This is a genomic window from Haloarcula sp. DT43, assembly GCF_037078405.1.
GTDB lineage: Archaea > Halobacteriota > Halobacteria > Halobacteriales > Haloarculaceae > Haloarcula > Haloarcula brevis.
In genome coordinates this window covers 403,217-423,114 of sequence record NZ_JAYMGZ010000004.1, presented here as the reverse complement: position 1 = coordinate 423,114, position 19,898 = coordinate 403,217, and the positions used below count along the sequence as shown (strand labels likewise).

Annotated in this window: 20 protein-coding genes; 10 read left to right on the top strand and 10 right to left on the bottom strand. The window is 67.6% G+C overall.

Annotation, left to right across the window (positions count from 1 at the left end; all coding sequences use genetic code 11):
• Nucleotides 1-44: 44 nt before the first annotated feature.
• The 3 genes from VI123_RS16850 to VI123_RS16840 are packed head-to-tail and all read left to right on the top strand — an operon-like array spanning nt 45 to nt 2,411.
• Complete coding sequence (locus VI123_RS16850) at nt 45-320, top strand: hypothetical protein (protein WP_336339223.1); 276 nt, start codon at nt 45-47, stop codon at nt 318-320.
• Entirely contained in the window at nt 320-1,408 is a 1,089-nt protein-coding gene (locus tag VI123_RS16845; RefSeq protein ID WP_336339222.1) for a DUF4350 domain-containing protein, read from the top strand. The genes VI123_RS16850 and VI123_RS16845 overlap by 1 nt, the downstream gene beginning before the upstream one ends.
• Nucleotides 1,401-2,411, top strand: a complete 1,011-nt coding sequence (locus tag VI123_RS16840; protein WP_336339221.1) for an AAA family ATPase — start codon at nt 1,401-1,403, stop codon at nt 2,409-2,411. Before VI123_RS16845 ends, VI123_RS16840 begins: the two co-directional genes overlap by 8 nt.
• A 12-nt stretch (nt 2,412-2,423) precedes the next feature.
• On the opposite strand, the gene VI123_RS16835 is transcribed toward VI123_RS16840, so the two are convergent.
• From VI123_RS16835 to VI123_RS16825, 3 genes are read right to left on the bottom strand one after another with little or no spacing between them, the layout of a single operon-like run.
• Nucleotides 2,424-3,362 (bottom strand): hypothetical protein, encoded by a 939-nt coding sequence (locus VI123_RS16835; protein WP_336339220.1) that lies wholly within the window; start codon nt 3,360-3,362, stop codon nt 2,424-2,426.
• Nucleotides 3,359-3,862, bottom strand: a complete 504-nt coding sequence (locus VI123_RS16830; protein ID WP_336339219.1) for a hypothetical protein — start codon at nt 3,860-3,862, stop codon at nt 3,359-3,361. Before VI123_RS16830 ends, VI123_RS16835 begins: the two co-directional genes overlap by 4 nt.
• Nucleotides 3,859-5,292, bottom strand: coding sequence for a DUF58 domain-containing protein (locus VI123_RS16825; protein ID WP_336339404.1), 1,434 nt, complete (start codon nt 5,290-5,292; stop codon nt 3,859-3,861). The genes VI123_RS16830 and VI123_RS16825 overlap by 4 nt, the downstream gene beginning before the upstream one ends.
• Nucleotides 5,293-5,562: 270 nt before the next feature.
• On the opposite strand from VI123_RS16825, the gene VI123_RS16820 reads away from it, so the two are divergent.
• Nucleotides 5,563-6,474, top strand: coding sequence for a hypothetical protein (locus VI123_RS16820; protein WP_336339218.1), 912 nt, complete (start codon nt 5,563-5,565; stop codon nt 6,472-6,474).
• A 21-nt stretch (nt 6,475-6,495) separates the two neighbouring features.
• Here VI123_RS16820 and VI123_RS16815 read toward each other — a convergent pair whose 3' ends face one another.
• Both VI123_RS16815 and VI123_RS16810 read right to left on the bottom strand, forming a co-directional pair.
• Nucleotides 6,496-7,713 (bottom strand): glycosyltransferase family 2 protein, encoded by a 1,218-nt coding sequence (locus VI123_RS16815; protein WP_336339217.1) that lies wholly within the window; start codon nt 7,711-7,713, stop codon nt 6,496-6,498.
• Nucleotides 7,714-8,253: 540 nt separating this feature from the next.
• Nucleotides 8,254-8,433 carry a hypothetical protein gene (locus tag VI123_RS16810; RefSeq protein WP_336339216.1) on the bottom strand — a complete coding sequence of 60 codons (180 nt, stop codon included), beginning with the start codon at nt 8,431-8,433 and terminating at the stop codon, nt 8,254-8,256.
• Between the two features lie 120 nt (nt 8,434-8,553).
• Between VI123_RS16810 and VI123_RS16805 the strand changes: the two genes are divergently transcribed.
• The 3 genes from VI123_RS16805 (at nt 8,554) to VI123_RS16795 (ending at nt 10,908) form a co-directional block, all read left to right on the top strand.
• Nucleotides 8,554-8,754: a hypothetical protein gene (locus VI123_RS16805; protein ID WP_336339215.1), complete on the top strand. Its 201-nt coding sequence runs from the start codon at nt 8,554-8,556 to the stop codon at nt 8,752-8,754.
• A gap of 72 nt (nt 8,755-8,826) precedes the next feature.
• Nucleotides 8,827-9,666: an inositol monophosphatase family protein gene (locus VI123_RS16800; protein ID WP_336339214.1), complete on the top strand. Its 840-nt coding sequence runs from the start codon at nt 8,827-8,829 to the stop codon at nt 9,664-9,666.
• A gap of 93 nt (nt 9,667-9,759) precedes the next feature.
• Entirely contained in the window at nt 9,760-10,908 is a 1,149-nt protein-coding gene (locus tag VI123_RS16795) for a DUF63 family protein (RefSeq protein ID WP_336339213.1), read from the top strand.
• A 13-nt stretch (nt 10,909-10,921) separates the two neighbouring features.
• Here the strand turns inward: VI123_RS16795 and VI123_RS16790 are convergent, their stop codons facing one another.
• From VI123_RS16790 to VI123_RS16780, 3 genes are all read right to left on the bottom strand, one after another.
• The gene (locus tag VI123_RS16790; RefSeq protein WP_336339212.1) at nt 10,922-12,631 is read right to left on the bottom strand and encodes a YcaO-like family protein; all 1,710 of its coding nucleotides are present in this window, start codon (nt 12,629-12,631) and stop codon (nt 10,922-10,924) included.
• Between the two features lie 31 nt (nt 12,632-12,662).
• Nucleotides 12,663-13,481, bottom strand: a complete 819-nt coding sequence (tbsP, locus tag VI123_RS16785) for a transcriptional regulator TbsP (protein ID WP_336339211.1) — start codon at nt 13,479-13,481, stop codon at nt 12,663-12,665.
• Between the two features lie 240 nt (nt 13,482-13,721).
• Nucleotides 13,722-15,803, bottom strand: a complete 2,082-nt coding sequence (locus VI123_RS16780; RefSeq protein WP_336339210.1) for a hypothetical protein — start codon at nt 15,801-15,803, stop codon at nt 13,722-13,724.
• A 146-nt stretch (nt 15,804-15,949) separates the two neighbouring features.
• Here VI123_RS16780 and glyA point away from each other — a divergent pair, with 146 nt between their 5' ends.
• A complete protein-coding gene (glyA, locus tag VI123_RS16775) occupies nt 15,950-17,197 on the top strand; it encodes a serine hydroxymethyltransferase (RefSeq protein WP_336339209.1) in 1,248 nt (415 codons plus the stop codon).
• Between the two features lie 16 nt (nt 17,198-17,213).
• Here glyA and VI123_RS16770 read toward each other — a convergent pair whose 3' ends face one another.
• Complete coding sequence (locus VI123_RS16770) at nt 17,214-17,561, bottom strand: hypothetical protein (protein ID WP_336339208.1); 348 nt, start codon at nt 17,559-17,561, stop codon at nt 17,214-17,216.
• Between the two features lie 211 nt (nt 17,562-17,772).
• Here VI123_RS16770 and VI123_RS16765 point away from each other — a divergent pair, with 211 nt between their 5' ends.
• Together VI123_RS16765 and VI123_RS16760 are read left to right on the top strand one after the other, a co-directional pair.
• Nucleotides 17,773-18,666, top strand: a complete 894-nt coding sequence (locus tag VI123_RS16765; protein WP_336339207.1) for a bifunctional methylenetetrahydrofolate dehydrogenase/methenyltetrahydrofolate cyclohydrolase — start codon at nt 17,773-17,775, stop codon at nt 18,664-18,666.
• Nucleotides 18,667-19,152 carry an NUDIX hydrolase gene (locus VI123_RS16760; RefSeq protein WP_336339206.1) on the top strand — a complete coding sequence of 162 codons (486 nt, stop codon included), beginning with the start codon at nt 18,667-18,669 and terminating at the stop codon, nt 19,150-19,152.
• On the opposite strand, the gene VI123_RS16755 is transcribed toward VI123_RS16760, so the two are convergent.
• Nucleotides 19,149-19,868: a DUF7117 family protein gene (locus VI123_RS16755; RefSeq protein WP_336339205.1), complete on the bottom strand. Its 720-nt coding sequence runs from the start codon at nt 19,866-19,868 to the stop codon at nt 19,149-19,151. The genes VI123_RS16760 and VI123_RS16755 overlap by 4 nt on opposite strands.
• Nucleotides 19,869-19,898 lie beyond the last annotated feature (30 nt).

The window sequence follows — 19,898 nt, the reverse complement described above, 5'->3', positions numbered from 1 at the left end:
TGCCGGTCGGAACTTTGACTGTCCGCGGCAGCCAACGCCGTGGTATGGCGACCCGACAGCGCCAGCAGTTCATCTACGGTCATCTGGCGTGGGTGCTCGGCACCGTCCTCGTGTTGACCCTGCTGGACGCGTTGACGCTCGAACTGTTCTTCGTCGTCTCGCTCATCGGGTTCCTCGTCACCGTCGAACTGGTCGCGCCGCAGGTGGTGTCGCCGCGCTGGCGACGGCGGCTCTGGTGGCTCATCGGGCTCGGGCTGGCCGGCTTCGCCTACGTGGTTATCAGACGTATCCTCGAAATCCTCCCTCCGGGGCTGGTCTGATGGCGTCGACACCGGTTTCCGGCGATTCGCGGCTGCCGTCGCTCAGTCTCCCGCAGCTACTGCTGGCCGCTTACACCGCCCTGACGGTTATCGCGCTGGTCTACGCCGCGAGCACGTCCTCGGCCGCGTTCGGTGCGTACAACGCCCAGTGGGACGGGGCGGGCGAACTCCGGACCGTCGCCGCCGACACCGGCGCGAGCGTGACACTCGGAACGAACGTGAGCCAGTATCCGACGGCCGACGCGGACGGCACCGTCGCGGTCGTCCTCTCGCCGACCGAGCCGTACACGTCGGGCGAACGGGCACGTCTCGCGGCGTTCGTCCGGAACGGGGGGACGCTCGTCGTCGCCGAGGATTACCGACCACACGGGAACGCGCTGCTCGCGGCGGTCGGTGCCGACGCCCGGTTCGACGGCCGCCCGGTGTACGACAACCGCAACTACTACCGGAACGCCTCGTTCCCGGAAGCGACGCCCGCCGGCGACTACCCCGAGACGGCGGGCGTCGATACCGTCGTCCTCAACTACGGCACGACCGTCAGGGCCGGCGACGCCACGCCGCTCGTCACCACCTCCGAGTACGCCTACCTCGACACCGACGGGGACGCCGAGCTGGACAACGACGAGCGGTTGGCCTCCCGGCCGGTCGCCACGAGCGAGTCGGTCGGCGACGGACGGGTCGTCGCCGTCGGCGACCCCAGCGTCTTCGTGAACGCGATGCTCGAACGCGGTGACAACCGTCGGTTCGTCCGGAACCTCCTCGATGGCCACGACAGCGCACTGCTCGACTACTCACACGCCGACAGCCTCCCGCCGGCGGCCGCCGCCGTGTTGGCCGTCCAGCGGTCGGACGCGCTGTTGCTCCTCTGTGGCGTCGTTCTGGTCGGAACGTTGCTCGCCGTCGACCGTCGCCTAGACGAGCGACTCAGGGACTATTGGGGTCGGGACCCGGCACCGGAACCGAGCCTGTCCCGCGACAGCATCGAGCAGTACATCAGCGCCCGGCACCCGGACTGGGAGCGCGAACAAATACAGCGGGTAACGGAAGCCGTTATTAAACAGCGGACCGAACGTCAACGCAATGACTGATCCGTCGGTCCTGTACGACCGTCTCAGGGAGGAGACGGACACCGTTCTCATCGGAAACGAGGACGTTCTTCGCCACATTACTATTGCGATGCTGACACGCGGCCACGTGCTCCTTGAGGGTGTGCCGGGCGTCGCCAAGACCACGATTGCCACGCTCGTGGCCAACGCGACGGACCTCCAGCACTCCCGGGTCCAGATGACGCCCGACCTGCTCCCGGCTGACATCACCGGCACGACGGTGTACCACCAGCGAAACGGGGAGTTCGAACTCCAGAAGGGGCCGGTGTTTACGAACCTGGTCATCGCCGACGAGATAAACCGCGCGCCGCCGAAGACCCAGAGCGCGCTGCTGGAAGCCATGCAGGAGGAGCAGGTGTCCATCGAGGGGTCGACGCTGGAGCTCCCGACGCCGTTTACCGTCGTTGCGACGATGAACCCGCTGGAGATGGAGGGGACGTTCAGGCTCCCCGAGGCCCAGCGCGACCGGTTCCAGATGAAGCTCGTCACGGACATTCCCGACTCAGAGGAGGAGCGCGCGATTCTGGACCGGTTCGACGCGGACCCGGAACTCGACGCGGACGCTATCTCGCAGGTCATCTCCCGGGACGAACTCCTGCGTGCCCGGACCGTGGTTCCCGAGACGCACATCGAAGACAGCGTCAAGGAGTACATCCTCTCCATCGTCGACGCGACGCGGGACCACCGGAACGTCGTCCACGGGGCCTCTCCGCGAGCGACGATTGCCCTCCAGAACACGGCCAAGGCGGCCGCTCGTCTGGACGGCCGGGAGTACGTCATCCCCGACGACGTCAAGGAGATGGCGCTCCCGGTGTTGCGCCACCGGCTGATACTGAACAGCGACGCGGAACTGAGTCAGATAGGACCGGACGCGGTCCTCGAGGAAATCCTGCAGTCTATCACGCCGCCGGGGGCCGACGCCGACCACGGCGCCGGGCCTGAGCCGGCAGTCGGCGACGGCGGCACGACCGGCGAGTTCGAGTAACGCCCGAGCCGCCTATGCGCTCTCCGAAGCCGGTGTCGCTGCAGTCGCTTGGTCGCCGGACCGCACCGACGACTGGGCGGCGTCCCACGAGACTGTCACGACCCCGTCGAACCGGTCGTCGTCGCGCGTTTCGACGGTCACCGGCCGGTCGAGGGCCGTCGCGAACCCCACAGCGAGCAGAGACACTACCGGGTGGTCCAGTCGGTGCATGTCGCCGAAGGCGGGATTGTCGACGGCGACGGACGCGGTCCCGTTCTCGCCGTCGGTCTCAACCGTCGTGTCGTCGACGAGTTCGAACTGCTCTGCCAGGGCGCCGGCCAGTTGCGTCGCCACGGCTCTGGGGTCGTCATCCGGCTCGGTCGACACCGTCCGCTCGAACTCGGTGTACAGCCGGTCCCCGGTCGGTGGAAGGGAGATGCCTTGTTCCGCTTGCACGTCGCCGGTGACGAACAGCTCACCCAGCCGCGACGCGTCCGGCACCTCGTACTCGACGTGCTGTGGCACGAACAGGCGCGCGTTCGCTCCAGGACGCGACGCCGTCGGGACGTACACCGCCTCCGTCTGGAGCTCCAGTTCCGTGACGAGGCGCTGTTCGACGTCGGCCAGCGTGTCGAACACCGCGTCGCCGACCGACGCCGCGACGAACCGTTCGGGCGTGAGGTAGAACGTGACGAGACCGGCGAACACGCCGGTTCCGCCGAAGGCGACGAAAACCGTCTGCAGGGCCGGAAAGAGGACGGCCGCCGCGAGGGACAGCCCGCCGACTGCGAAAAATCCCACTGCGGTCCGTCTGAACGTCGCCCGCTTCGCGTGGGCGTACCGGTCGCGCAACCGCCGGTTCTCCTCCCGCAGCACCTCCAGTTCCGCTTCGAGCGTCTGCCGGTCCCGGACGATGTCCGTTTCTTCGGTGCGGTCGTCGGCCGATACGTCCTGTCGTGTGGGCTCACTCATGTGTTCTCACTCTCCGTCACTTGTTCATCGGTCACGACGCCGAGGTCTATCAGCAGGTACCGGTGGAGCAGGTAGCCGACGACGGCGACGCCGGTGACCATGGCGGTCCCGACCGGGAGCGGGTCCAGGGTCCAGCGACCGACTGACAGCCAGCAAAGGCCGCCAAGCAGCGGGACGACGAGCGCAGCGAGGCCACCGGCGGCCCTGCCATCGGGCGTCCCGACAGCCCCGGCGAGCAACACGACCAGCAGGCCCCCTTCGACGAGGAGAAGGGCCAGCAGCGACGGTGCGTCGACCGCGACCAGCGCAATCTGCCCGAACACGACGGCGAGAACCGGCGTGCCGAACAGGAAGAGTCCGCCCAGCGCGACACCGGCGAGGCCGAGCCACGTCGGCCCGTCAAGGGCGAGGCCGGCCGTCGCTGCGGCGACGCCAACCGCGCCGAGGGCGGTCGCTGCTGTCCGTCGCGGCCGTTCTCTCGACTCCCGCCCCGTACTCATGCGTACTCCCCCCGTTCGGCGCTCGCCGGACTGTCGGACAGGAGAGCCGCCATCCGCTCCGGCGACCCCACCTCGTACGCGGTCACCGAGTCGATGCCGTCCAGTTCGCGTCGGAACTGGTCGAAGGCCCGGTAGCGCTCGTTGGCCTCGTCGAGGTCCGCGACGAGGTCAGTGTCGAAGGCCACCGAGGGCGTCACGAACACCACGACCTCCGTCGCGTTGCGTCCCGCCAATCCGACCGCGTTCCGCAGTTCGTCTGGGTTGCTGTCGTCAGTACAGATGACCAGCAGGTCCGCGCCGCGTATCTCCCGTGGAGCCGCCTGCAGCCCGTTGTACAGCGGTTGGTTCGGCAGGTGTCGCTTCGACCCGGCGGCATCCCGATACGCGAGCAGCGTCGTCTCTATCGGCGACTGCGCCTCCGTCACCGGTCCCGGCGCGCCCCTCAGCGTTCCCGTCCGGCCTGTGGCAGTCTCGGCCGACGACTCGGTATCGAGGTCGTTGATGCGGTGCTGACACGCCCTGTAGCGTTCCGCCCTCGCCGCGGGGATTCGCGACTCGGTCACGCCCGTGTCGTCGACGGTGAGATAGCCAAGCGGGTCACGGACCGTTTCGGCGCGCTGTCGGAACGCCGCGGCGACCGCCCTGAGGTGGTCCAGTTTCGTCTCTCCCGGCCGGCCGTCCCCCAGCGTGTGGCGATGGTCGAGGACGAGCGCCACGCTCCGGTTGCTCTCGGCTTCGTAGTTGCGGACGTGGGCCTCGTCCAGCCTGGCGGTCGCCTTCCAGTCGACGTATTTCAGTGCGTCGCCGGGGACGTACTTCCGTACCTCCTCGGCAGACAGGCCGCCCGTCCGCCCGCGAGCTTCGTGCTCGCCGACGCCGCGCAGTAGCCGTTTCCCGCCCTGACCGACGTGAATCGGACCGACCGATGGGGACTCGACCGTTATCTCGGGACCGGGGTCGGTCGTGAACGACTGCGTAAACAGTCCCGCACCGCTGCGCATCGTCACCGTGGCACCGGCGACGGTGTAGTGACCGACGGTCTCCCAGGTGAGTGGGACAGTTACCGACGACGACTGCATCGACTCGCCGAGGTCTATCACTGGGGCCCGTCCCGCCTCCATCCGCGCCGCGAGTGGGACCGTCGCTTCGACGGACAGCGGGAGGTGTTCGCCGGCGGTGGCGACAGATGCCTCGAGCGTGTACGTCGTCTCGACGCCGGTCCGTATTCGGGCCCGACTGAGCGACTGGCTGACTGTGAGTCCGTCCCGCAGCCGAGAGACGGCGCGGACGAACACGACCTGCATCGCGAGCAGCCAGCCCGCGAGTCCGACGGCACCGGCGACCAACAGGGGGGCATCGAGTAGCCCACCGCCCAGGAGGAGACAACCGATAGCGGCGAGCGTGAGCCAGAACCGCCGGGTGACACGCATTAGCTTCGGGTACTGGACCGAGGCCATTGAAGATACCGACGGCCACACCCGCAGTGCTTCGGCAGATGTCTGCGCATAATATCGAAATCGATACTGATATCTGGAGAATCAATTACTTACCCGCAACACTACAATCCGGAAGTAGAGATGCCAATGTCGTCTATTTTATCTCGATTGCTGCGACCCGTATTCGGCGCAGCTTTAGATATCGAAATCAATATTGGTTCCAACGCCCGCCGACTCGCGGGCGACTCGGGCCGTCGGCTGCCGGTGCTCCGCGTCGGGGCCGTCCTGTTCGTCGCGTTGCTTCTCGCTGCCGTCGTGCTACCTGCCGCCGGCACGTCGCCGGAGGCTGCCGCTGGCGGCGGGGCCGACGGCCCGGCCGCGCAGCAGGTCGACGCGAACGCCACCGATACGGACGGAGACGGACTGGCGGACCCGCTAGAGCGGTCCGTCTACGAGACCGACCCGACCGACCCGGACACGGACGGAGACGGCTACCCGGACGGCATGGAGGTCCGCTGTGAGGGGGTCGTTCCGGGCGCGGACCCGCTTCGAACGGACATCTACGTCGAGGTCGATTCCACGCAGGCGGCGACGCTCAGCGACCCGGTCCAGGGGGCTATCGTCGAGACCTTCGCGGACGCGCCCGTCTCGAACCCGGACGGCTCCACCGGTATCGACATCCACCTCGTCGCGGACGACACCGACCTTCCAGTCAACGGGACGGTCTACTCGAAACGCCGCGCAGGGCCCGGAAACGACATCTACGACTTCCGGGCCAACCACTCGGAGTACCGCTCCGATGGCTACTACTACCTCTTGGTCACCGACGACGTGGCCTACAACGGTGACGACTACTACGTCGGCGCGGGACGGCCCGGAATCGCGGCGATGGAGCGATACAACTCGACGACTGTCACCGCGTCGCTGTTCATGCACGAGTTCGGGCACGCGATGGGGCTGGACGCCCATCAGGACGGCATCGACGAGAAGCGCTACTCCAGGGCGGAGTACGACAGCGTGATGAACTACAACGGGCTGTACAGACAGCTCTCGTACTCGAACGGAACCGATAGCGTGGGACGAGACGAATGGGAGTTCGTCGCCCAAAACCGAACGCAGCCCGAACTTCAGTGCGTGGAAAACGGGACCTGCGCTAGTCGATGTGTGCAGGCCTGACGGCCCGCCGAACGCCGGTGTTTAGCTGTTGTCCGCTAGCATGCTCATGAAGAACGAGCCAAACACCGTCTGTAGCCCGAGCACCACGACCGTCGAGGCCAGGAGAGTGGCGGTGGCCGACGGCAACGCCGCCTGGCCGGCGAGGAGCCACTGCCCGAACACGGTCCCGAGGTACAGCACGCCGATAGCAGCCGCGAGGACGCCGATAGACGCTCCGTGCTCTAGCTGGAACTGTTCCCGTATCATGCCGACGAGGGGGCCGTCGGGTTCGTTAATCGGGTTCGCGGCGATGGAACTGAACAGCGCGAGCGTCCAGACCTGATACCCGACGATTGCCAGCAAGGACCCGCCAACCATCGTCTGGATGCCGAAGTTGACGCCGGCGACCGACAGCCGAGCGACCGAAAGCGCCATCAGCACCGCCCCGGCCGAAACGAGCAGCAAGGCCGGATAGGAAAACAGGTAGTCGGGAGCGTTCACGAGCATGAACCGGACGTGTCGCCAGCCGTCGCTGAAACTGTCGAGCGTCTCCTCGCCCTCTCGCTCGTGGTATATTATCGGGACCTCCTCGATGACGAGGTCGTTCGCGCCCGCTTCCATAATCATCTCGCTGGCGAACTCCATCCCGGTCGTCTCTAGCTCTAGCGTTTCGAGCGCGTCCTTGGTGAACACGCGGAACCCGCTGTGTGCGTCGCTCACGCCGGCCCCGTAGAACGTGTTCAGGAACCGCGTCAGCAGCGGGTTTCCGACGTACTTGTGCAGCGGCGGCATCGACCCGTCCCGTATCTCGCCCTCCAGCCGGCTCCCCATACAGATGTCAGCGTCGCCGTTCCGAACCGGTTCGAGGAGCTGTGGTATCATCTCGAAGTCGTACGTCGTGTCCGCGTCGCCCATCGCGATGTACTCCCCCCGTGCCTCGTCGAACGCGTAGCGGTACGCGTACCCGTACCCAGGTTCGTCCGGCGTCACGACTGTCGCGCCGCGCTCGCGCGCTAGCTCCGGTGTCGCGTCGGTCGAACTGTCGCTCACGATTATCTCGGTCGGCACGCGCAACTCCGATATCGCCGTCTTGATCCGGTCGATACACTCCACGATGCCCCTCTCCTCGTTGAGCGTGGGCATCACGACGCTCAGAACCGGCGTGACGTCGCTCTCCGGAGTAACGAGGAACTCGTCGACTGCCTTCGAAGCGATCCCCTGTTGGTCTGCTTGATTTGCCTGTTTTGCCTGTATCGTCATTCCCGTACCTCAGTTGATGGATATCCTAGCATACGCTCTACTCCCCCTGAGCCGCAGCTGCCACCGCTGGTAAGCCCCGTTTTATTGGGTTTCAATGGCTGGCTTTGGATAGGTGCCGCACGTTTCCCACACAAGATGTCATGTCAAAGTAGCATATAATAAAGCTGTCGGGTGAAGTAATCCACAATTAATAACCAGGATCGGCACATTCACCGGAAATTTTGGTCGGCTTGTACACGATTCCGTCAGAGTGTGGTTCGCGCGTCGTGGTATTCACTGCGAATACGCCACATTACCAGCATACTAACACACACCTCACCCCGACATATATCAAATTCTATGACTATGTATATCGGGGACCCCTCATAATCCTTTCAAACAGGTAATGGAACAGCGCCCGATAGGCCCGGACAGACCCAGGGTCGGGCCCTACTCACGGGACGTCACGGGATGCCTCGGACAGTGGCCACCGACGGCGGCGTAGTCCGCTATACATACTCGACTGTCGCGGTTCGTCGCGGTCGACGGTGTCTCGCCGTCTCACGCCGGCCGGCGGAGTCGGTTTCGGATTTCGTCGCCGAGAGCGTGTAGCCGCGGCAGGCGACTCGACGATGCACTGGCGACAGTCTTCACGCTCAGTCCGAGGACGTAGACGGCCCCCAAAAGCATGATAACCGCGACGTTCTTGCTGAACCGGAACGCCCCACGTATCGAAGCCATATGTACACATTTCCGGGGGTAGTATAATCCGTTTGGGTCCAGTTATCAATTATTGAAACGCGGCCCGGTTCTCCCGCCCCGAGCCGTAGATTTAAATCGATACATGCGTTACGTGGTAACATGGCTACAGACCAGTCCGAGGGGGCCAGCCTGCGCGTGCCGCCGCTGGAGAACACGGCGTTTTTCTCAATCGAGGACGACGACGGCTACGTCCGCATCGAGCAATCGCTGGGGAACCAGGTCCTGTACACGCCCGACGAGGCACGGGACATCGCCGAGGCTATTCTGGAGGCCGTCGACGAGGCCGTCGAAGACGACTGAGTCGTCGCCGGTCGAGGGCCCTGTTTTGCTGGAAGCCGAGGTGGTTTGAACGAGGCCAGTCCAGCCACAGGTATGACTGATGCAAGCCACCGGGCGGCGGTCGCCGAACGGGCGGCTCGCGCCGGCGGTGTCGTGGCCCGCGAGCAGTTCCGTGGCAGCCTCAGCGTCGAGTCGAAGGCCAACAAGAACGACCTCGTCACGGAAACCGACCGCGACGCCCAGCGACAAGTCGTCGCGACGATCCGGGAGGCGTTCCCCGACGACGGGTTCCTCTGTGAGGAAGAACTCTCGATAGTCGCCGGCCCGGAGAGCGACCGCGACGCCGAAGCGGTCGACAGCGTCCCCGAGAACGGCGCGGCGTGGGTCATCGACCCTATCGACGGGACCGCGAACTACGTCCGTGGGATGCGTCTGTGGGCGACGAGCGTCTGTGCGGTCGTCGACGGCGACCCGGTCGCTTCGGTGACCTACCTGCCCTCCTATGGTGACCTCTACGCCGTCGGCCCCGAGAGCGCGACGCGGGACGGGACCGGACTCTCGGTGAGCGGCCGGACCGACCCGGAGACGTTCGCCGTCGCCCCGGTCGGCTGGTGGGACCGCGACGCCAGGGCCGAGTTCGGCCGGCTGTGTGGTGCTATCGGCGACCGCTTCGGCGACATCCGCCGTCTGGGGTCGTTCCAGGCCACGCTCGCCCACGTCGCCGACGGGGCACTCGAAGGCCTCGCGTGCACGCGCCCGATGAACCCCTGGGACACGCTCGCCGGCGTCCACATGGTCCGTCGGGCCGGCGGCACGGTCACCGACCTCGACGGCGAGCCCTGGAGCCACGACAGCGATTCGGTCGTCGCCTCCAACGGCGAGGCACACGAGGCCCTCGTAGCGGCGGGCAACGAGGCGCTCGCCCGGGACTGAGCCGGTCTTCGACCCCGCCGAGCGGGCCACGCGAGTCCGGGCCGCGCAGACGCGACCGGAACGCTAAAACCGCCTGCCACCGGTCACTCGGCCATGGAAACGTTCGAGCGAGCCGTCGATGACTTCGGGCCCGGTCAGCTCTGGGTGGGCTCTCTCGTCGCAATTCTCGCCGTCGCGGCCGGAGCCGTCACCGCCGCGCCGCAGGCCGTCTGGGACCGGTTCCTCTGGCGGTATTTCTGGGGACCGGTGTACGCGGACGCCAAGGCGGCCAGCTGTGCGGAGATGACCGCGTCCGGGCCACAGCCACTGTACGAGGGCTGTGCGGCGGCCATCCAGGAGGGACGGCTCGTCGCCGAGCCGGGGTACACCATCGTCTCCGAGGTCGGCTACATGCTGATTCTGGTGTACATGCTCGTCGGCGTCTACTACCTCCTCGAACGGCTCGACATCGCCGAGGACCCGAAGCTCTACTTCGCGTTCGTCCCGTTCATGCTGCTGGGCGGCGCGTTGCGGACCGTCGAGGACGCGACCGACCGCGCGGTCGACGCCGGCGTCACGCCCATCGTCGAGTACCCGCTGAGTTCGCTCATCATCAGCCCCGTCATCTACGGCACGGTGTTCCTGCTGACGCTGCTCGTCCTCGTCGTCTGCGTGGACCTCGACCAGCGCGGGGTCGTCGACAGCTACTACCGGACGACCGGCGCTGTCGGCAGCGCGTTCGTCCTCGTGACGCTCATCTATCTCACGTTCGTCGCGCTGACGCGCGAGTACGCGACCCTGTACCCGTCGGTCCTCGCCACGACCGTCGGGCTGGCCTCGGTCCTGTCTTACGGGCTGTACCGCCTGTTCGAGTCCTATCGCCCGGCGATAAACGACGGGACCGGCTACATCGGCCTGCTGGTCATCTGGGGCCACGCCATCGACGGCGTCGCCAACGTCCTGCTGGCCGACTGGCTCGACGCGCTCAACGTCCCGCTGACGTACTACCCGAAACACCCGGCCAACGAGTTCATCATCGCGGCCACCGAGTCGCTGCAGCCGGCCGGCCTCTCGGCCGCTATCGGCACGTCCTGGCCGTTCCTGGTCGTCAAGCTCGCCGTCGCCTCGCTGGTCGTCTCGCTGTTCAACCGGGAGTTCATCGACGACAGCCCGCGGTACGCGCTCCTGTTGCTCATCGCCGTCACCGCGGTCGGGCTCGGGCCGGGCACGCGGGACATGCTGCGGGCGACGTTCGGTATCTGACCCCGCGGCGCTCCTACGGGAACGGGTGGTGGGCCCGGTCGAGTCGCGGCTCGAAACCCAGGTCGGCCGGCACCGCCTCGGCGCGCTCGCCGAAGAACGAATCACCGAAGAACAGCGGCTGGGCCGACGGACAGACGACGCGGACCGCCTCGAACCCCAGTTGTTCGAGGTCGCACGTCGTCAGCCGCGCCGCGTACGGCCTGAGCCCCGCGTCGGCGGCCCGGTCACACAGCGCCTCCAGTTCCGCCTCGCCGGAGCGGTCCGCGTCGGGACCGAGCGAGTCCAGCGGGACCGCCGTCTCGGCCGCCGTCAGGTCGGCTGCCTCGCCGGGCGATTCGGCGTAGCGCCCGATGGCCCCCTGTGCGTCCATGGCCGCCTCCGGCCCCATCCCGTCGAGTTCCATCCAGTTTTGGAGCGCCTCCTCCAGCGCGCCGGCAGCGGCGGCACCCGGGTCCAGGTCCGCGTCGGTGCCGAGCGCGAATCGGGGCCACTCGTCCCGTTCCAGCGCGACGGTGACGACCGGCACGTCGACGTCCTGTGTCAACAGCAGCGCCGTCACGTCGAGCCCCTCGGACGTGGCGCGCCGCCGGAGCGTCTCGTATCGGTCGTGGTCGTCGACGGTGACCCGGAGCGGCTCGAACGTCGAGTACCACGACAGCATCGCCGCGTCGCGCTCGACGACCTCGTACAGCCCGGTCAGCAGCGCCTCCGTGACGGTGTTGCCCAGCCCCAGCCCGGTCGTCGTCGCCGGCCTGACGGCGTTCGACGGCGGCGGATAGTGGACGGTCTCGGCCGGGAGCGACCGCCGTTCGTCGGTCAGCAACGCCTCGGCCGGCACCCAGGGCAGTTCTGTGGACGGTTCCCACTCGGCTTCGTCCCTGACGAACGAGTCCGGCCCGACGGCGTCCGGGACGTCGGCGACGGGTCCCTGCTGGAAACTCCGTTGGCGGTAGACTCCGGCCGCGTACCGCTCGTAGTTCTCGCCCAGCGCTTTCATGAACGCCGTGTCCCAGTCGACGGCGACGCCAGCGGCCTTGGCGGCGGCCGACACGTCGCTGAAGCCGGCGGTGTCTGCGAGCGTCGACAGGTAGTAGGGGGCCGGGAACGATGCGACCTCGCCGACCTCCGTGGCGATGCCGACCCGTTCGTCGAGCCCGAGTTCCGCCCGCGACAGCGCCTCGCCGTCGGGGGCCGTCCGGCGGCCGTCACCGAGCGTTCGGCTCGGCGGCTCGCCGCAGTCACAGCCCGGGACCGGGAGGAACCGCCGCTGGGTGTGTGGTAGCTCCGTGACGGTCCCGAGGAGGGTGCCCCCGCCGTCGAGGAACTGTGTCACAAGCCGGCCGGCCAGCGCTCCCGCGAACCGCTGGGTGGCCGCCGACGGGGCCTCCGCGAGCGCCTCGGTGTCCTCGACCGTCGCCTCGACCCGCGACCGCAGACAGTCGAAACAGCCCGTCTCGGGCCCGAAGCCGCTGATGGCGGCATCGGACACCGGGACGCCGCCGACGCCGCCCAGTTCGACGGCCACCCAGGGCGTCCCGGCGTCTCGCAGCCGGTCGTTCCACGTTCCGAACCGCTCGGAGCCGACGGTGTCGACGACGACGGCGAGGTCGCCGCCAGAATCGGTCGGCGTCGACGGCTGTGATACTGAGACGTCGATATCGGCGAGAAACGCTGTGAGTGCGTCGACGGCCGGTCCACGCCCGACGACTTCGACAGTTCGCATGCCCAAGCCCTCGCGGTGGAGCCTGAAAAACCTACGCGGCGAGAAGCGACTGTGCCACGGCGGCCAGTTCGTCCGGCTCGGCCTCCTTGAGCCGCTCGTCCCCGAGCATCAGGCGGAGTCGCGGCCGGCCCACGTCTATCGGGACCTTCTCGGTGTCGATGAGGTTCATGTCCTCCAGTTTCGTCTTCGTCCGGGAGAACGTCGCCTTGCTCGCCAGCCCGACGTCCTCGCCCCACTTGCTGATGTCGTACAGCAGTTCGCCGTTCCGTGCGGCCACGAGTAGGCTGATGGTGACTTCGTCCAGCCCGTCGCCGTCGCCGCGGGCCGTCGACAGCGAGTTCAGGACCTCGTCGAAGTCCGACGCGGTCTCCGAGCCGATGTCCGATTCCAGCGTGCTCCGGACGCGGTCGAGCGGCGGCGTCCGGAGCGAGTACTCGTCGGCGTCCGCCCAGCTGGACTCGTAGTAGTCGTAGGCGTTCTCGACGAACTCCGCGTCGTCGGTGCCGAGACCGCCGACAGTGTCGCTTATCGTGACCAGCGCGTACACCGTGTCGGCGGTCACCGCGACCGAGTGGTTCGGCACGTCGTCCAACAGCCGCATCGCGAGCCGCCCCTCGTCGACGAGGTCGGCGGCGGTGCTCGCCACGAGGAAGTCGTCCATGACGTCTTTCAGCGCGCGCTCGTCGGCCAGCAGGCGGACCTCGGGGGCATCCGAGTCGGCGTCGAGTGTCGACACGAGCTCTGAAATGCTCCGTCGCGAGGGGTTCACGACGTACACCGGCTCGTCTGTCGACCCGAACACTGCGGTCAACATAGAGCCGACGTCGTCCTGTAGGAGATTTTCAGTCATTGTCCGTTGGACGGATATAGTGTATTAGCATATTTAATTTTACCGACCAAGTAGTGTTGATTTCGCCGGGAATCCGACAACACCCACCGTCGAGCGGCGATAAAATATTGTTCACCCGTTCTAACAGAAGTCCTCGAACGGGCGGGCTTGACACCCCGCTGTGTTCGCCAGCGTCGCCCGACGACGGCCGAATCGGTCGCCGGGAGCGACACTTCCACACCGGAACGCGACGGCGACGCGTCAGAAATCCGTCCGGAGACGCGCGGCCAGGTCGTCCGACCAGTGGAACTCGCCGTCGTAGATGACCGGCAGCGACGTCTGTGCCAGGGCCTCGGCCAGCTCCGCGGCGTCGAGCGAATGGCTCGTCTGCTCGCCGTTCAGCGCCGTGCTGTCCTCGAACGGCAGCCGGAAGCGCTCACCGGGCCGCTCCGGGGCGACGACGGTACACTGCACGTCGAACCCGGTCTCGCCCTCCGAGAGCCAGACCACCGCCGGATGCGCGGGTGTGGGCCCAATCGAGTAGGTCCCGTCGCCGACGACCGCGTAGTCCTTGCACATCACTATCCGCCGCCGGGCGAGTTCCAGCGCCCGCTGGATGCTGAAGCCGTTGCTCAGCAGGCGCGCGAAGGCGGTTCCGACAAGCGCCGCGTGTCTGTCAAGCACGTCGGTCATCGTCACTGCACCGGCGACCGCGCCCCGTTCGACTAGGTCCAGTCCTTCCTCGTAGGACCCGCAGGCGTTCAGGAAGAACGTCTGCGTTCGGGCCTCCGACAGCGAGGACAGCGCCAGGTTCCCGTCGGGACAGCGCAGTCCATCGTCGTCGCAGTGGCCGATGAAATGGACGAACTCCGTCGGCTGTCGGAACACCTCGGCCAGTTCCTCGACCGACAGCAGTTCGCTGACCCGCACGTCCATCTGGAGGTCCGCCGCCCGGTATATCTCCGTGACCTCCGTGTGCTCCTCGGCCATCTCCTCGTCGTTGAGGACGACCGCGACTCGCTGTCCGTCGGTGTCGCGGCTCTGGCTCCGGTGGCGGTTCGCGTACGCCTCCGGCGGCGTCTTGCAGGCGTCGATTGGGGTGCCCGGCGCGAGCCAGGCGTGTAGTTGCCCCTCGCGCAGGGTCGGCTCGATGACCGGCGGGCGCTGGGCCGACCCGCGGCTCAGATACGCGTCCGCCAGCGTCCTGTCGAGGAGTTCGTCCCGGTCGAGCCGGGAGCTGTCCGGCAGATAGACGAGGCTGAGACGGTCGAGCAGGAACGGGAGACAGCGGACCCGTTCCGGCTCCGGGGGGACGTACGTCGACAGGGGCCACTCCGGCAGAATCGAGTTCACGGCCTCGTCGGAAACCTCGGCGTACCGTTCGAGGCGTCCGGCCGGCGACAGCGACCGAACCGCATCCGGGTCCAGCGAGAGCGCCGACGTGATGCGGCCCCCGCTCTCGGCCGGGTCGACGCGTCTGACCAGGCAGTCGAGGTAGAACACCTTCCGGAGCAGCGCGACGACGCCCTCCTGTAGCGACGGCCACGCGTCGAAGGCGACCCTGACCGACGCGTCCTCGGCCGTCAGCACCGCGGCGTCCCGCGACTCGACGACCACGTCGGCCCCGAGATAGTACGCCAGCGGCGCGCTGACGAGCAGTTCCGCCTCACACGGCGGCACCCGGAGCGTGATGCCGGTGTCGGGGCGGTTCTGCCGAACGGTCTCGGGGATGCGGGTCGTCTCGCCGGTCGTGACCAGCGGCGGCCGGCCACGCAGATCCGGGTGCGACCGGGACGGGGCCATCGTGTCGTGGGCCCCGCTCAGGTGCGTAATCGCGGTGGCGAGTCCCGTCGGCGTCGCCGGGACCTGCAGACGCGGTCGGTCCGCGTCCGTTCCCCGGACGAACCCAACGGTGACGCTCGTCGGCTCCTCGAACGCGAGGACGGCGGTCACCCCGGCCGAGTGGAGCGACGCCGGCCCGTCGAATCGGACGTGAATCCGGACTTCGTCACCGACCCCCGGCGAGACCGCCCGGCCGCGACCGGCGACGCGGGCCTGCATCGTCAGCAGATACGTCCCCTCCCGGAGCGTCGCCGGCACCTCGGCGGGGTCCTCGTCGGCGTCGACCCGGGTCACCGTGGCGTCAACCGCCGGCAGCGCCAGCTCGGTGACTGTCCCGCGGTAACAGTCGTCGACGCGTCCCGGCAACCGCTCGCCGTCCGTGGCTTCCCGACTGTGCAACTGACACACCAGCGCGTTCGGGTCGACCGTCTTCCCGTCCCAGTCCGGCGTCTCGCCGCTGTCCCGGCCCACCCGCTCGCCTGTCACCCCCCAGGCGACCATGTGTGGTCATGTGGAACGTCATCCAATATATACGTACGGATGTCAGCCCGCCGTCACTCCCCCCGCACCCACAATAGCGAGGTGATGCGTCTCGCACACGCGGGGCAAAGGGTAGATTATTGTCGCACCGGTCCCGACCCGGATATATGAGCTACGAAACCGTACGGGATGCGGACCCGGCAGTCGCGGACGCCCTGGAGGGCGAGCGCGGCAGGCAAAACGACACGCTAGCGATGATTGCGAGCGAGAACCACGTCAGCGAGGCCGTCATGGAGGCCCAGAGCTCCGAGCTGACGAACAAGTACGCCGAGGGGTACCCCGGCGAGCGCTACTACGGCGGCTGTGAGTACGCCGACGACGTCGAGGAACTCGCCATCGACCGCGCGAAGGAACTGTGGAGCGCGGACCACGTCAACGTCCAACCGCATTCGGGCTCGCAGGCCAACATGGGCGTCTACCTCGGCGTGCTCGAACCCGGCGACAAGATTCTCTCTCTGGACCTGACCCACGGCGGCCATCTCTCCCACGGTCACCCGGCGAACTTCGCCGGCCAGGTGTACGAGGTCGAACAGTACAAGGTCGACGAGGAGACCGGCTACATCGACTACGAGGGCCTCCACGACCACGCCGAGGAGTTCGAGCCCGACATCATCGTCTCGGGGTACTCGGCGTACCCCCGGGAGGTCGACTTCGAGCGGATTCAGGAGACCGCCGACGCGGTCGACGCCTACCACCTCGCGGACATCGCCCACATCACCGGTCTCGTCGCCGCCGGCGTCCACGAGTCGCCCGTCGGCGTCGTCGACTTCGTCACGGGCTCGACCCACAAGACCATCCGCGCGGGCCGGGGCGGCATCATCATGTGCGACGAGGAGTACGCCGACGACATCGACGCCGCCGTCTTCCCCGGCTCCCAGGGCGGCCCGCTGATGCACAACGTCGCCGGCAAGGCCGTCGGCTTCGGCGAGGCGCTCGCCCCCGAGTTCGAGGAGTACGCACAGCAGACCGTCGACAACGCCGTCGCTCTCGGCGACCGACTGCAGGAACACGGTCTGGACCTGGTCTCGGGCGGCACGGACAACCACCTCGTGCTCGCCGACCTCCGTCCCTCCCACCCGGACACCACCGGCAAGGAAGTCGAGGAGGCCCTCGAAGAGGCCGGCATCGTCCTCAACGCCAACACCGTCCCCGGCGAGACCCGCTCGGCGTTCAACCCCTCGGGCATCCGCGCCGGCACGCCCGGGCTCACCACCCGTGGTTTCGACGAGGACGCCTGCCGCGAGGTCGCCGACCTCATCTACGAGGTCGTCGACGCTCCCCACGACGACGACGTCGTCGCGGAGGTCAGCGCCCGCGTGGACGAACTGACCGACGAGTACACGCTGTACGACTGAGCGGCACCGACCCCTTTTACCGGTGGTACCGCCGTTCGTCGTTGACGCCGGTGAACAGCATCGAGAACGGGACAAGCACCGCCATCGCGGCGGCGATGAGCGCAAGAACCGGGAGCGGCGGCAGGAGCGCCAGTGCTATCGCCACCGCGTCTCCCTCCGCCGCGTCGACGGCGGCGGCCGCTCCGCTGTCGACGACGATGGTGTAGACGACGCCGAAAAGCAGCGTCATGAACACTATCGAGTAGAGCGTCCGAAACGGTCGGGTGACGATTTCTGCGGCGTTACGCCGGATTCGGTCGGTTTTTCGGTTCACATCTCTGGTCGTTCCGCTGATGAGCAGTCCCAGGAGCCGTCGTGCAACCATGAGACACAATGGATAGCTGACAGCATGAACGTATACCCTGATTACCGACGACGGTGGACTGGTGGTCGGCCGTTGGCCCGGGGTAGAGACCCCGTCACGCAGGGACCACAGCGTCGGGTCGTCGATGGCTCGGGCCGTCCCTGAACAGTACGGCCGGCGCACCGGTCGAATTCCGGGACGTTCATACCATCCCGCGCCGCGGGTGTACGTAATGACCGAGATTATCGACGGCAACGCCGTCGCACAGTCTATCCGTGACGACTTGGTCGCGTCCATCGACCGTCTCGCCGACGCCGGTGCCCGGCCCTCGCTGGCGACGGTCCTGATGTCCGAGGACCCGGCCAGCGAGACGTACGTCTCGATGAAACAGGACGATTGCGAGGAGGTCGGCATCGAAGCCATCGACATCGACATCGACCCCGACGCGGACGCCGCCGAACTGTACGACACAATCGAGGATCTCAACGCCGACGAGAACGTGAACGGCATTCTCGTCCAGATGCCGGTCCCCGACCACGTCGAGGACCGCGAGGTCCTGCGCGCTATCGACCCGCTGAAGGACGTGGACGGCTTCCACCCGGAGAACGTCGGCCGGCTCGTGGCCGGCGACGCCCGCTACAAGCCCTGCACGCCCCACGGCATCCAGAAGCTCATCGAGAGCGCCGGCGTCGATACCGAGGGCAAGGACGCCGTCGTCGTCGGCCGCTCGGACATCGTCGGCAAGCCGATGGCGAACCTGCTCATCCAGAAGGCTCCGGGCGGCAACGCGACGACGACGGTGTGTCACTCCCGGACCGACGACCTCGCCGAGCGGACGCGAAACGCCGACATCCTCGTCGCCGCGGCCGGCGTCCCGGAGATGATAGACGGCGAGATGATACAGGAGGGCGCGACGGTCATCGACGTGGGCATCAACCGCGTCGAGGCCGACACCGAGAAGGGCTACGAACTGGTCGGCGACGTGGAGTACGAGAGCGCGAAGGAGAAAGCCGGAGCCGTCACGCCGGTCCCCGGCGGCGTCGGCCCGATGACCCGCGCGATGTTGCTGTACAACACGGTCAAAGCGGCGGGCCTGCAACACGACATCAAGGTCGACCTCGCCTGAATGCCGGCGCTCGCGGCTTTCCGGGACCGTGACGTGCTCACCCGGCGGGTGACCCGCGAGACCGACGCGGCGGGCGTCGATGGGGTCCGGGCCCGCGCCGAGCGCGGCCTCCGCTGGGCGGTGGGTGCGCTCGTCACCGACTCCGAGGACCGCGTGCTGTTCGTCTACGAGGACGACACGTGGAAGCTTCCGGGCGGCGGCGTCGAGGCCGGCGAGACCCGCCGAGAGGCCGTGCGCCGCGAGGTGCGCGAGGAGACCGGGGTGGACATCGCCGTCGACGGACTGGCCGCCGTCACCGAGGTCACGGTGACCGACGGCGGGCGCGAGGCGACGTTCTTTTTCGGGACCTACCGCGGCACGCCGGAGTCGACGGCGCTCGCGTCGGACCCGGGGCTCGACGGCGAGGGTATCGAGACCGCGGCGTGGAAGGGGGCAGTGCCGTCGGACTGCCTGGACGAGACACTGCTTCGGCGACTCAGGGGCTAGACGGCGTCGTCCTCGATGCCGGCGAGCCAGTTTTCGGCCCTGACGAAGGCGCTCTCGTCGCCGGTGACGTACGACCCCAGGTCCCGCGCCGCGTGGACCAGCCGGTTGGCGTCCGCGGGGTCGACGTCGCCGTCCAGCGCCTCGATTCGCTTCCGGTGGTCGCGGATGCGTCCGGAGAGCCGGCGGGCAGTCGGGTCCGGATTCTCGTCCAGATACGTCCGCACGTCCCGCTGATAGCTGTCGACGGCGGTGGCCATTGCCAGCCCGTACGGGACCCGCAGCGTCGACGGAACCGTCTCGACGGCCGGGCGGTCGCCGTCGTCGGCCCCGCCGAGCAGGTCGTAGAAGTACCGCTGTGCCGGGTCGCTGTGTCGCATCTCGCGGGCGAGGTGCGTGCCGACGTGCTGGAGTTCGACCGCGGCGACGAACGTCGGGTCGAGCGGGCGCAACTCGCCGGCATCGATGAACCCGCGCTTGCGCGTGTACTCCCGGCACCGCTCGGCGGCCGCCTCCGCGAGTTCGCGGGTCGACTCGGCGTCGATTCGGTCCCGGACCGGCGTCAAATCGAGCGTGGCCGGCGTGTCGGTGTGCTCGGTGTGGTCGTCGATGCCGACGCTGTGGATGCTGCCACACTCCGGACAGGCGATGCTCCCCGTCTCGTAGTACCGCCACCGCGTGCCACAGTCCTGGCACTCGCGTTCCCCGCGGACTTTCATACCTCATGCTGGGAGGGCGGCCCTCAAGAT